This window comes from Novosphingobium sp. G106, from assembly GCF_019075875.1.
Classification (GTDB): Bacteria; Pseudomonadota; Alphaproteobacteria; order Sphingomonadales; family Sphingomonadaceae; genus Novosphingobium.
This window is the reverse complement of record NZ_JAHOOZ010000002.1, coordinates 66,401-78,547: the sequence shown is the minus strand read 5'-3', so window position 1 is coordinate 78,547 and position 12,147 is coordinate 66,401. Positions and strand designations below refer to the sequence as shown.

10 protein-coding genes are annotated in these 12,147 nt (G+C 58.6%); 2 read left to right on the top strand and 8 right to left on the bottom strand.

Features of this window, described 5'->3' with window-relative positions:
* From KRR38_RS30550 to KRR38_RS30540, 3 genes are all read right to left on the bottom strand, one after another.
* The gene (locus KRR38_RS30550; RefSeq protein WP_217407605.1) at positions 1–858 is read right to left on the bottom strand and encodes a TauD/TfdA family dioxygenase; all 858 of its coding nucleotides are present in this window, start codon (positions 856–858) and stop codon (positions 1–3) included.
* A gap of 359 nt (positions 859–1,217) precedes the next feature.
* On the bottom strand, positions 1,218–3,842 hold the full coding sequence (locus tag KRR38_RS30545) for a TonB-dependent receptor (RefSeq protein ID WP_254515780.1): 2,625 nt from the start codon (positions 3,840–3,842) through the stop codon (positions 1,218–1,220).
* A 430-nt stretch (positions 3,843–4,272) separates the two neighbouring features.
* Positions 4,273–4,578 carry a helix-turn-helix domain-containing protein gene (locus KRR38_RS30540; RefSeq protein WP_217407603.1) on the bottom strand — a complete coding sequence of 102 codons (306 nt, stop codon included), beginning with the start codon at positions 4,576–4,578 and terminating at the stop codon, positions 4,273–4,275.
* A 271-nt stretch (positions 4,579–4,849) separates the two neighbouring features.
* Here KRR38_RS30540 and KRR38_RS30535 point away from each other — a divergent pair, with 271 nt between their 5' ends.
* Complete coding sequence (locus KRR38_RS30535; protein ID WP_217407602.1) at positions 4,850–5,149, top strand: hypothetical protein; 300 nt, start codon at positions 4,850–4,852, stop codon at positions 5,147–5,149.
* A 63-nt stretch (positions 5,150–5,212) separates the two neighbouring features.
* Here the strand turns inward: KRR38_RS30535 and KRR38_RS30530 are convergent, their stop codons facing one another.
* Positions 5,213–5,449 (bottom strand): hypothetical protein, encoded by a 237-nt coding sequence (locus KRR38_RS30530; protein WP_217407601.1) that lies wholly within the window; start codon positions 5,447–5,449, stop codon positions 5,213–5,215.
* Between the two features lie 158 nt (positions 5,450–5,607).
* Between KRR38_RS30530 and KRR38_RS30525 the strand changes: the two genes are divergently transcribed.
* Entirely contained in the window at positions 5,608–6,006 is a 399-nt protein-coding gene (locus tag KRR38_RS30525; protein ID WP_217407600.1) for a hypothetical protein, read from the top strand.
* A gap of 521 nt (positions 6,007–6,527) precedes the next feature.
* Here the strand turns inward: KRR38_RS30525 and KRR38_RS30520 are convergent.
* From KRR38_RS30520 to KRR38_RS37975, 4 genes are all read right to left on the bottom strand, one after another.
* Positions 6,528–7,256 carry a response regulator transcription factor gene (locus KRR38_RS30520; RefSeq protein WP_217407599.1) on the bottom strand — a complete coding sequence of 243 codons (729 nt, stop codon included), beginning with the start codon at positions 7,254–7,256 and terminating at the stop codon, positions 6,528–6,530.
* Between the two features lie 88 nt (positions 7,257–7,344).
* Positions 7,345–8,094 (bottom strand): PilZ domain-containing protein, encoded by a 750-nt coding sequence (locus KRR38_RS30515; protein ID WP_217407598.1) that lies wholly within the window; start codon positions 8,092–8,094, stop codon positions 7,345–7,347.
* A 234-nt stretch (positions 8,095–8,328) separates the two neighbouring features.
* Positions 8,329–8,700 (bottom strand): PilZ domain-containing protein, encoded by a 372-nt coding sequence (locus tag KRR38_RS37980; protein ID WP_375293481.1) that lies wholly within the window; start codon positions 8,698–8,700, stop codon positions 8,329–8,331.
* 1,588 nt (positions 8,701–10,288) lie between these two features.
* Entirely contained in the window at positions 10,289–10,471 is a 183-nt protein-coding gene (locus KRR38_RS37975) for a helix-turn-helix domain-containing protein (RefSeq protein ID WP_375293487.1), read from the bottom strand.
* Positions 10,472–12,147: the final 1,676 nt, after the last annotated feature.

The window sequence follows — 12,147 nt, the reverse complement described above, 5'->3', positions numbered from 1 at the left end:
TTAGCCCCTCGCCGGATCGAAGAACGGCCTATCTCCGACGATTGTCACGCGCTCCATTGCCCGCATCGTCGGCCAGTAATCCGCGACAGCGTAGTGTTGGCAGGATCGATTATCCCAGAAGGCGAAGCTGTTTGGCCGCCAGCGGAAGCGCACCTGATATTCGGGCTTCGAGGCCTGATCGTAGAGGTGCTGCAGCAGCCAGTCGCTCTCCTTCTTGCTCAGTCCCTCGATATGAGTGGTGAAGGCGCAGTTGACGTAGAGTGCGCGCTCGCCCGTGTCGGGATGGGTGCGCACGACGGGGTGGCGCTGTGGCGGGAAGCGATCGAGGAAGTCGGAAGTGGGTTTGCCTTGAACCGTGGCGAAGACACTGCCATCGTGCACCGCGGTGAGAGAGCATATCCATTCCTTCATCGCCGGGGACAGTCCCTCGTATGCTGCGACCATGTCGGCCCACATCGTGTCGCCGCCGATCTCGGGGATGGTGCGGCCGCGCAGGATCGAGCCGAGCGAGGGCTCAGCGCGCCAAGTCACGTCCGAATGCCACAAATCAGCACCTGAGGTGCGGTTCGGCTGGGTGCGGAGATGAAAGATCTCCTGGTGGGCCTGTTCCTTGGGCGTGACCGGATGGACCTCTAGTTCGCCGAAGCGGCGGGCAAAGGCGATATGTTGCTCTTCGCTGATGTCCTGATCCCGGAAGAAGATGACCTTGTAGTTCAGTAGCGCGCGATAGATCTCGCCAATGTCGTCGTCGGACAGGGCGCAGCCCAAGTCGATGCCTTCAATCTCTGCGCCGATGCGCGGGGTCAGCGGGGCGATGCCAAAGCGGTCAGACGTGCACAGTGGGGCGGTGGTGGCCATAAATGCATACCCTCTCCAAGATTGCGCCCAGGAGGTTACGTACAAATCATAAATAAGCAATATGCTTATTTATCGCGTCGCCGCGGTTTGGCCGTCCTCGCCTCGTCAGCGCAGCCCGTTGGGCGCCGGTAACGTCGACGTGGCGGATTTTGAGCCCATCTCGGGTTGCCCCAAAAAGCGGACCTTCCCGTCCTCTCCAAGATCACGCGTTGCGATAGCACATCGGAGTCTGCAATCGTGTACTCAGATGCAGCGAGCGGTAATTATACACGAAAGCCACGCCGGCGAAGGCGTGGCTCAAGTGTTGGCCGGAGCAATTGTTTAGGACCCGGACTCCTCGTCCGGATCCCTTTTGTGGATTACTGCCCGAAGTTGTAGCGCAGACGCACGCCGTAGAAGCGCGGCTGATTAAGCAGTATTTCGGCGACGCCCGCCGAGTTCCAGCCACCACCGTTGGCTACCGTGTAGCGCTCCTTCGTGAGATTGGTCACGAACAGGGCTGCGTCGATAGTCGAACCGGCGATACCCTTCCAGTCGAGGTTGAGGTTCACCAGGTCGTTGGCCGGCGTGTAGCCGACGGCAATGCCGTTGACAAAGGCCGGGACGGAGTAGTCATTGACCGCACTAGAGGTGTGCACCCAGGTTGCGCCAAACGAAATGCGCCCGATGCTTTCGTCGAGGGGCAATGTGTAGCTGCCGGTGAGTGTGACCCTGTGCTTCGGCGTATTGGCGAACGGCTTGCCGACGATCGAGGTCGGAGTAATGGTGCCAAACGGCGATCCGACAATCAACTGGCCCAGCTGGGACCCGTCGCCACGCACGGCTGCGGTACCGCCGGCAGTGATCTTGGTATCAAGGTAGGTATAGCCCAGATCGAAGCGAAGGCTTTCAAAGAAGGTTGCCGAAGCATCGACTTCCGCACCGTAGATGCGCGATTTGCCAGCGTTGACCACCGCGTTGCCACCGGACACACCCAAGGCCGCGTTGAGCGCATCTGGGGTAAGGCCAGCGAAAACCTGCTGGTTCACGATCTTGTTATAGAAACCGGCGAGGTTCAGGTATCCACTGACTGCTCCCCGGAAGCTCACCTTCGCGCCAGCTTCAAAGTTGTCGGTCTTCTCGGGCTTCCAGCTCTCGACCCCAGGATTAGTGAAGTTCAGGCCGCCCTGGCGATATCCACGGGCGTACTTGGCGTAGAACAGCAGGTCTTGAGACGGTTTAAAATCGAGGTCGATTACCCAGGTAGGCTTGCTCGACTTGTTGGTGAGGGTGGTCGTGCACACACTACGGTCGGCGGCGGGCGGGTTTGCAACGACGGCAGGATCAGCAGCCGGCCCAACCCGGTTGTGGCGAAACGAGTCGGTGCAGGCACGGGCGATGTTCACGCCGCTAACCGGGTCGGCGAACAGCGGACCAGTCGTAGCGTTCGCCGAGAAGCCTGCGCGCGTGCCTTGGGTGAGGCCGACAATCTTGTCGAAGGTATAGCGGATGCCACCGGTTAGCGCGAGCTTATCGGAAAAGTTGTAGGTGGCCTGACCGAAGATGCCGTTATTGTCGAAGTTGAGCTTTGTGGCAGATTCCGAGATGGATCCAAACAGCAGCGGGTTCGAACAAGCGAGGTCCTGCGGACGCGAGCAATTCAGGAAGATGCCGGTACGGCCTGTGCTGAAGCCAGTCGGGCGCGCGAATTCCAGATAGCCCCCCATGACGAAGTTTAACTTGTCCCAGCTGCCTTGAATCTGCAGTTCCTCAGTGAAGCTGCCCTGTGCTGCGTTGGCGGTGTTGGGTCCTGCAGTGTCAAGAACGATGCGGCCATAAGGCGTACCGTTCGGAGTGACAACGTTGGGCAACTGCGAGCTTATGCGGCGCAAATTGAAACCGGTGGCCACTGCGCCGGTGAGAGTGCCGCCGACATCGCGGCCGTTCACCACGAAATTGGCGCTTCCGAGGTCGAAATTGGCCCGTTCCTGGAATTCGCCGTAGCTGGCGATGTTCTTGATAGTGATGTGGTCGCTGGCCTTCCAGGTCGTCGTGTTGATGACCTGCCACGTGGTAATGTCGAGAAACGGATTCGCGTTGCTCGTCTCGATATCGTAGAGGCTGTCGCCGCGCGCGTTCTGTCGAGCAAGCTGAACATTGCACGACGTGGCCTGGAGATCGCGGGTGCCGCTGTAGCCGGCGGTTCCGCTAAAGATGTTCAGGTCACCGCCTTGCGAAACAGGCTGTGCGCAGCCGACAATCCGCGAGGCGTACCCGTTAGTGGTCGACTTGCTGTAGTGGAAGATCGTGTAGTTCTCGAGGTCGGGCGTCAGATCAGCGACGATGCTGAGGCGCGCATAGGTGTAGTCGAGATCGTTGTAGGCGTCGGGGCCGACGCGGTTGCCGGCAGCATTGCGCGCCAGGTTCTTCATGAACCCGTCGCGCTTGTTGCGATCGACCGCCAGGCGGATCTTGAAGGTGTCGGCCAGTGGGATGTTGATCGCCGCCTCGACACGCTTGTTATCGTAGTTGCCGTAAGTGCCCTGGACATAGCCTTCCAGGTTGTCGCCGGGCTTCTTCGGCGTGAGCAAGATAGCGCCGCCGGTCGTATTGCGGCCGAACAGCGTGCCCTGCGGACCCTTTAGCACCTGGACGTTCTGCAGATCAGTGAAAGTACCGGCACCCACCGAGTTGCCCGAGGTCGTGCCGCCTTGGGCGCGCACGCCGACGACTTCGGCGAAGTAAACGCCGACGGTGGGGGCTGTGTTTTGGTCCTGGTTGAAGCCGCGGATATTGAAGTTCGACTTCTCGGGGCCGTAACGCTGATTGATCGACAGCGAAGGCGTGTAGGCGGCGAGGTCTGCCGCAACCGCGACGTTGCGCTTGGTCAGCTGGTCCTGGTTGAACACGGTGATCGAGATCGGCACGTCCTGCAGGCGCTGCTCGACGCGCTGAGCTGTCACGATGATGTCGCCGGTGGCGCTATCGTCGCTGCTCTGCGCCATGGCAGGACTGGTGACGACAGCGCCGGCAGCAGCTGCGCCGAGAAGCAGGGCGCATTTCACGGTACGATGGTTCATTAGATTCCCTCCCCTAATATCAAACTCTCAAGTCGCCCCGGAGTCGCCGCTCAACACCGATCGAGGTGCCACGGCGGCCAAGTTCTTGTCTTCTGGAACACACGTTCCAATTATTTCTGCAGTGGGCACCTAACGATTGAATTGCTGCGTCGCAATGCCGAACCAGCGGTCGACTTCCCGAATTGTGATTGGTGTGATATCGCGGCATCACCTCCTCTTTTTCATGCCGTAAAAAGGGCTGTCTTCCTCGTGGCTACCGCGCACCAAAGGCTTGCCCGGTTTACTGCAGGCCGCCGTGTGGAAGAGCCAGTTGGCTTTTGGCCCAGCAATTCACGCTTTTATATCAATGGCCTGCTCATCGCATAGATGGATTATCCATATAAGGCAGTTCTTTGAGTATTATCGAAGTGCTTGCGGAATATTCTGCCTCCGCCGCCCTGACGATGATGAGCAGTGACGGCCCGAGAATGAAAGACTTATCACTCAGGCGTATGACATAGCCCACTTCCACAAGCGCAGTTAAAAGCATGTGGCAAGTTGCGTGGCTCATGCCGGTCCCCGCACGAATTTCCGCGTGCGTGCATGGCTTTTCAGCACGGCAGGCCATGAAATTGAGGATCTGCGATACCCTTAGTACTCCCGGGTTGACCTTGGTCATCATTCCCAAATCTTATCGCGTGTCTTGAGTCATATGATAAGGCATGGCTGAGGAAGGTGCCAGCACTCGTGCTTTATGACACGACAGCCGCCGTCCGTAAAACAGGCCCAAGCGCTTCGTCCGCTTTCCAGCTTTTGGCGCTGTTAGCTGCCTGTCAGGCCCCCCAACCCACCGGGGCGTGATCCGCGGGCGCCAAGTGCCGACAAAGTCGCTGTTCGTGCACCATCTGCGAAGACCGATTGCAGGAATTCTACTACTCTGAAATGCTCGTATCATGAGCAATCCGGTTTCCCGCTACCGAGCCTATCTGAAACGGAAGTCGGCGCCCTTGGACGGACTGGCGCTGGTGAGCGAGATGCGATGGCAATTGATCGCATGGCTGATCCCTCCAATTGCCGCACTGAGCATTTGCAAACTGCTTGGTACCTCGCTGGTAGTTGAGACATGGGCAATGCGGCTCTCCCTTTGCCTAAGCGCGGCGGGCTTCGCCTTGGTGGCCTGGGAGTTTTTTCTCTCGCCATTGCGAGATGATTTCATGGATGCGCGAGAACGGGCAAAAAGACATCGAGCTTGATTCCGCCGACCTGTTGCCACCCACATCTATGATCGCGGCCTAAAAGCCGACATCGACGGCGTGTCACACGGAGAAGAAGCGAACGCCCTTCGCGATCAAAATCGCACCTCCGAACAAGAACCAACCTGTCCCCACCAGACGCAGAGAAAGTACATAGCCTCTCATATGGAGGTGTGCTGTGATCCGCGGGTTGTCGTATCGACGGGCTATGGCATCCCTGATCGTAGCAGCCTTGACCATGAAGGCCGCGCCCAATGCAGCCATCAGAGCAAGAAATGCGTCGCCTGCCAATTCGTTCACGAGCTAATCTTCCGAGCTTTGCGACGGCTGACGCCCAGCAACCAGACATTTTCGCCTGCGTCAATCTGCCGAGTTCGGGCGTCAGCAAGCGCCGACATTGCCGCCGTTTAACCTGATCGCGATCAGTTCCGTTTCCAGTCATCGGATTATCGCTTACCGTGGTCAGCATGAAGTCAGTCGCCGTTCCGATATTGGCAGCCCTTATGATGCCGGCTTGCGTGAGCAATTCGCCGGTCAGCGTGGAAGACCGCACCCTGCGCTATGGGTGCAACGATCTCGTAGTGGTCGGCAGGATCATCGAAAATGGAGCATATGAGCCTGTCCAAGATGACGATGACCTTATTGGACATGCATGGGTAAGTGCGCGGATCAAAGTGAAAAAGGTATTGAAGGGCGCCGATATCCCGGCGGTTCTTCCTGTCCGGTATTTCGCACACGTCCATATGCGTGAAGATCGCGATTTTATGTTTGTCATCCGCAGTGCTGAAAAGGGCTACGAGATTGAAACAGGGCAACTCATGTCAGTCCACCCTCGACTTGCGGCACGCTGCGATTAGGCGCGTCTGTAAGTGCTGATCAATGCCCGCTTTCTGGGAGTGGCCCCCTCGGGTCGGACATGCGGAAGAAGATTATTTGACCCCCGCTGCGGGCTCTTGGAGAAGAGCCTATGTCGAGACAGCACCGATCGCACAGCCTCGAGTTTAAGCGCCAGATTGTCGAGGAGTATCTCGGGCTGGACCTCTCCGCGCTGGAAGATTGACCAGATGCCGCTCTGTTCCAGTCGGATCGAAAACGCACATCTGTCCTCCAGGAACACGTCTGCCTCATGACACTCGAGGCCCTGAACGACACCGAGGATGCGTTCGGTCCAGGAGACTCCTACTTCCGCAAAGCCTCGAGGATCGGTCGGAAATACCTTATAGAGGGGCATGGTGTGCTCCGTTTAACGGGACCACGGTGGCGGTCTGATTGCCTGTCGTCAGCTAGCTGGGCGCACATTATTTGCAGACTGCCGAGTCAAAAAACACTTCTGAAACCTCAGGGTCGCCAGTCCGTGTTTTTGCAAGCGACGAAAGCATCATGTCGCTGCCGTGCCTGATGAAGAGACGACCGCGACCGAAGCGCGTCCAGCTTTTTGCACGTCGGCTTCGCCAGGCTTGGCAACAGGCCACGCGCCGTGCGAGCCCGTATTGCGACCGGCTGCCGGATCAAACGATGGCAGCGATGCCTCCACGGCCAGGCGGATAGCCTCCGCGCTGTTTTTCGCGCCAGTCCTGATAAGAATGTGCGACCGGTGGAGCTCAACCGTTCGGGGACTGATCGCAAGAACTTTGCCTATCTCCCGATTGCTAAGACCATCGACCATTCCGGAGAGGATCTCGCGTTCGCGCGGGGTCAGTTGTACTATACGGCTGAGCGCCATGGTCCGACGCGTGGTGGAAGTGATCGCTGCATTGGAACGCGCGCGAGCGTGGCGGACGGCTGCGATCAGTGCCTCACCGTTGCCCGGCCAGTCGGCATAGCCCACCGCCCCACCGAGCACGGCCTCGACAACGCGTTCGGGCTCGGGTTCCTGCGAATAGGCGATCACCGGTAGCCAGGTATGCCGGCTCGCGATTTCGTGCATCAGCGCTACAACCATATCCTGGTCGTCATTGATGAGCACGACACCTGTCCTCGGCCAACATTGCATGAACTCATCGATATTCTCGAAGGGCTCTGCGGTGGTCCCATGACTGTTGAGATAGAAGGACAGAGAGCCGCGACGCTTCACGTCCTGATCGATAACGAAAACAAGATCGTACATAGGGTCTACTCGTTTCCCCGGCGACGGCCGGTCGGACAACGTACAAGTGCGTCGCGTGCAGGTGCTCGGGCGCGGCAATTGGTGCGGCCTACAGGGCTCTTATGGACCCTAGTTCATCAACGCTGAAAGGTTCGATGAAATAGACGCCGGCAGTATCACCTTTAACCCATTGCACGACACCTTCCCGTTCTGCGCCAGAAGCGAGCACAACCCGTATGCTCATGCCGCGATGAAAGCTGCCGTCGTGAGTGAGCTTCACACCGCGCTGCGATATATCCATCACCGTGGTGCCGCGGCTCTTACCATCCGAACTTACCCGAGCCGGCAAATTCGCGTTTAGCCGAAACGGGCGCGCCCGATTACCATGCAATTCCGCAGCAGATCTGCTCAACACCGCGGCACTGTCCACCTCGGCATTGAATGCGATTCCGCAGCTATGATCGACTTTCCAGACGACCCGGCCCGGTAGAACATTGCTGGGAGAGAACGCGATTTCGACGGCGGCGCCCATTTCCAGGGGCATGCTAAGCTCGAGCCGGACACCGGAGTCCGAAATGTTCCGGCAACGGGCGAAGCCACGATCGCCGCCACTATCGATCTGAACTAAGCGATAGATGGTAAGTGTTCGCTGCGAGCTGCGCCGGTCCGGAGAGATTTCGTGCTCGGCCGGCGGCAGAGCGGCTGGGACAGGCTGCGGTATCAGCAGCATATCGTGCTCCAACCTTGCCTCGATCTCCTGGGCAAAAGCTACGAGGTCGTCGAGATAATCGTTCACGGACTGATACGCTTCGAGATCGACATCCCGTATGTTGCTTGCCGCAATTTTTCTCCGAGACATGGGCAATCTCCCAATTGCCCCCGCAAACTGATAAGAGATCCATCCGGTTTCCAAATGCCGAAAGGTCATGCCTAATTTTGCGTTATCTCGGTGCAAAAATTTCACAGACTTCGTTTTGAATCATATAGTTGACTCAAATTCACATCCACAATGGATCAGTATCTTCGGGGTACCGGATTCGTGAGTGCAATCCTGAAAGCCGCGCGCGCTCTAATGACGTTTTAGCCTCGGCCTTCAGATCTTGCCCAAATCCGAGAAGGATCCGCTCTTCGCCAACCGTGCAAGGCTGTCGATGTGGGCCCCACCATTGGTCCGGACAATCTCTGCTATAGTGGCCTCGGGCACCGCCGGGGAAAATGATATTCCGCAACGGCGACCCTTCGCCCAAGCAACCGTGCCACACAGGGCATGGACGGGCCAGGCAAGGACGATTGTACTTCCGATCTCGGGAAGATGGTCCACTTTGAGGCCCGCGCCGCAGGACGACAGGCTTTCGACACGAACTTGCTGCAGCCCCCGAAGCGTGACGAGTTCGGCGATGAGTTCGGTTCGGGCTCGTCGTTCAAGCCTCCGCCCAACATCGCTGTCGGAGTCGGTCCTTGCCATCCAAGCACGATGATCCCGGAAGGTGAATTTTCGATTTCTCGAAAATGGCCCTGGAGATCAAGCACATCCAAATTGGAGGAATAGCTGAACTGGGTGCGTCGGCCAGCACACTCCCCAACCAGCGACCTAGGGCATAATCACCCTTGGGATCGGACTGGCCGGTGCGGCGATGCGCCGCAAACCAAAGGCGACTGTACGCGACGCGCTCTAGCTCCTGGCGCGAAGCGGAACGGGGCCTTGCCGCGTTGGCGAGGCCCTTTCGCACGGCCGGCAACATAGAAGACCGTTATATTGCTACGACCTGGCTCCAGACGCGGGGCATACGGCTATCTTTTCCGTCGCCGAGCCCCCTGCAAGCCTGACCGTTGAACGGCCACTTGCTACGCACGCTTCGCCGAAACACCTGTCCGGAAGCCCCAACCTGACGACCTCGATCGAAGCGCAGCCCGAACGTGAATGGACGGAAGGTATCAGGGAGGTCAAAAATGGCCTCGCATTGGCAGCTCCGTCGCGCGAGTTCGCCACTCACTGGCACTTCAGCATGGGTCGAATTGGCACATAAAATCGGTTTGGCGCCAAATGCTTGGAGGCGCATAATCGTAACACGGCGAGGAGTCGCCGCGCTGCAGGATCTCTCCCTCACCTTGCCGGCCTTACGCCCGCGCAGATCACCGCAGTCATGGCTATGTTCATTCTAACTCTTATTGGGGCAATCGTTCTTGCCGCCGCCTTCCGCTGGTGGAATGCCAGGGGATCTGGAAACGAGCAGGCCCAAGGAGTAAATCCCAATGCGATGGAGAAGGCTGCCCTCGGCGCACGCCTTTGAGGTCCTTGATCCTATGTGACCGCCGCAACTTTGGGGGCTGATCGAGCGTTGGATGCGCATGTTGCAGTCAAGGTTCTATAGAGACCAGGCCAACGCATGCGGCTTCCAGGCCGATCAAGCCGCTACACCCGCGGAAAGGCGAAAGTGGCTGGAGGCGGAAAGGGCGTGGCGCCGCCTCGCAGCTATGCCGATTTCAGTGTTCTCCGATGCGGTGCCTGAACAAGTCTGGCGTCTTTGACGGCAAGAACATCCTCTCGCGTTGGGTAGCTACCTCCACTCTGGAAGGAACCGGCGCTAGGTAGCGCGGTTAAACAAGGGAACCCTAAAAACATGGGGTGGACCACAAGGCGTACGCTAAGGTCATAGCGCGCGAGGATTGAACCAATGGCAGCCGAAAGCGCTTCAGAATGTTTGGTCCGCGCGGGAGCAGAGCGAGCCCTCGCCGAGACTGCGACACTTCAAAAGGTCCGCGAACAACACTTGCGATCTGCAGAGAGGTGGGACGACTTGGCGTCCGACGTTCGTCTTCGATCCGAGGCGCAAGCGCTGATTAGGGAAAAAGGCGCGGAGCAGAAAAGCGCTGTGGCTGCCGAGCGAGGCAAAAAAGGGGGCAGGCAACGCATGGTGACAATGACGGCGGAAGAGCGTTCTGATGCAGCTCGCAAGGCTTCCGAAATGCGGTGGTGCAAGGACCAGTAAGTCAACCTTGCCGTTCTGCCGCCGCATCAATGGGCCGGCAACCCTGCCTCTTTATGACCTCACTTAAGCGGCGGATCGGAATAAGGCGTCGGCCGAAAGATCGCTGCTCACCGATCGGCGTTTCACGTCCTCGTATCGCTCCAGTCTACGACGGAGTGTTGAGCGACCGATTTGAAGCCGACGGGCGACCTCGGCCACATTGCCACCGTAACGACGCATTGCGTATTCGATGACATCGGCCTCCATCTCCCACAGCTTTCGCATTTCCCCGTTCGCTCCATAGGGGGAGACGATCACACCCTCTGATACCGGCATAGATGAACCTCTGAATTTGCGACAACCGCTTGCTTGCGGCCTATTTCCATGCCGCCTCTTGGCGGCCAGTATATTAACTGGTGTTAAATCTGGCCGGCACAAAGCGCCGAGCTGCGAAACGATTGGGCTTGAGTTGAGTATAGGCCTTGGCTGCCGTCCACTGATGGCTCCGCAGATCCAATCAGCACGGCAGCCAACCGGCACATTACCGATTTTAAGACGCCCGATGATGAGGGCGGGCTAAAAGGCATGCCCGCCGCGGGCGTAGGCGTTGCATGGTTGATAATTCCCAATATCACAGATGCTTAAGACTTTTAGGTGCCTATGCGCCCGTGCTGTAGCCGCGATCCAGGCCCCCAAGCCATTGACCAGTTCGGGGCAGCAGCACACCGCAATAATCCGTGTTAACGCGTCCAGCGCCGCAGCCTGCCAAGCGCTTGTAAAAGGGACGCGATATGCAGGCAGTATTCGTTATGGCCATCGGGGCGTTGGTAGCGGCTGCTGGTCTGGTAGCCATCTATTGGACGGAACGCGAGCGGCGGCAGCGCGCGGCTCGCGACCGCGTGCAAGCAAGTGAAGCACAAAGAAAACCCCCGCCGAGGCGAGGGTAAGGTTCGAGGAAGAAAGACTGGCCAGCTTCTGGGTGCCGGCTTTCTCTAGACGCCGTTGTGGGCCGGTCTCCTCAGTTATGCCCGTTGGCTAGACCCGAATCCCAGAGGTGGCGTTGCAAGGCGCGGCCGAGATCGATTTATCCTGCTGGATGGTGAGAAACGGGCGGAGCTTGGGCCGGACTGCGACTGAAATAATCATCGCCATTGAGACAAAGCGCGGAACGATTAGCGTCGGTCAGGCGTACAGCGGGTATTGCCGTCATGTCCTAGGCCTCCCGAACCGCCGACCGGACATGACGGCAAACACCCCCGCAATCGTTCGCCAGGGTTCCCCGCCGCTGGCCATGCGCTCCGATTTGCCCATCGAGCGCGTTGCACCTGTGACGACACAAGAAAGCAGACTCCACACTTTGAGTTAGTTGGTCTCAGCAAAATGTGGCAGCGCGTGCTAGGAGCACGACGGACTGGCGCTCAAGCGCTCACAAAGGCCCCCGCGGCATGAGCGGGGGCAAGGTTCGGGGCGTGCCGCGTTAAGGGGGTAGCGGCATTTCTGGCGCCGCTGTTGGGGGCACGCAGCGCATATGTGGAACGCTCGCCGGCTGACAGGTATCCGTTGGCAAAGAAACCCCCGCCGAAGCGGGTGCAGGGGTCAGGGTCTTATTGAATGTGGCGGTGTATCTCGCACCGACGCAACCAGACGCCGGTCAATTGCGGAGTCCGCAGTCGCTAAAAAACTAAAGAGGCCGCAAGCGGGGCTTGCGACCTCTAAGGTTAATTGTGCCGTACTCGGGGCGACGGGACGGCCCGGTCTGAGTGCGCCCTCAAGGTTAATATTTCTTGAGCACCGTAGCGAATCCTCGGTAGTTGAAGCCGCCCATGTCCCGCTCCCCGTATCAGAGATCATGAAGCCAGGTCCTTTCGAGCCGGGCGTATATACCGTAGTGCGTTCCGACGTCAGGCACTCAGCGGATGTGCCTGGGATTGATATCGGATGCG

Coding starts and splice junctions, on each gene's coding strand:
- KRR38_RS30550 (WP_217407605.1), bottom strand. CDS start 858: ATGGCCACCACCGCCCCACTGTGCACGTCTGACCGCTTTGGCATCGCC.
- KRR38_RS30545 (WP_254515780.1), bottom strand. CDS start 3,842: ATGGCGCAGAGCAGCGACGATAGCGCCACCGGCGACATCATCGTGACA.
- KRR38_RS30540 (WP_217407603.1), bottom strand. CDS start 4,578: ATGATGACCAAGGTCAACCCGGGAGTACTAAGGGTATCGCAGATCCTC.
- KRR38_RS30535 (WP_217407602.1), top strand. CDS start 4,850: ATGAGCAATCCGGTTTCCCGCTACCGAGCCTATCTGAAACGGAAGTCG.
- KRR38_RS30520 (WP_217407599.1), bottom strand. CDS start 7,256: ATGTACGATCTTGTTTTCGTTATCGATCAGGACGTGAAGCGTCGCGGC.
- KRR38_RS30515 (WP_217407598.1), bottom strand. CDS start 8,094: ATGTCTCGGAGAAAAATTGCGGCAAGCAACATACGGGATGTCGATCTC.
- KRR38_RS37980 (WP_375293481.1), bottom strand. CDS start 8,700: ATGGCAAGGACCGACTCCGACAGCGATGTTGGGCGGAGGCTTGAACGA.
- KRR38_RS37975 (WP_375293487.1), bottom strand. CDS start 10,471: ATGGAGGCCGATGTCATCGAATACGCAATGCGTCGTTACGGTGGCAAT.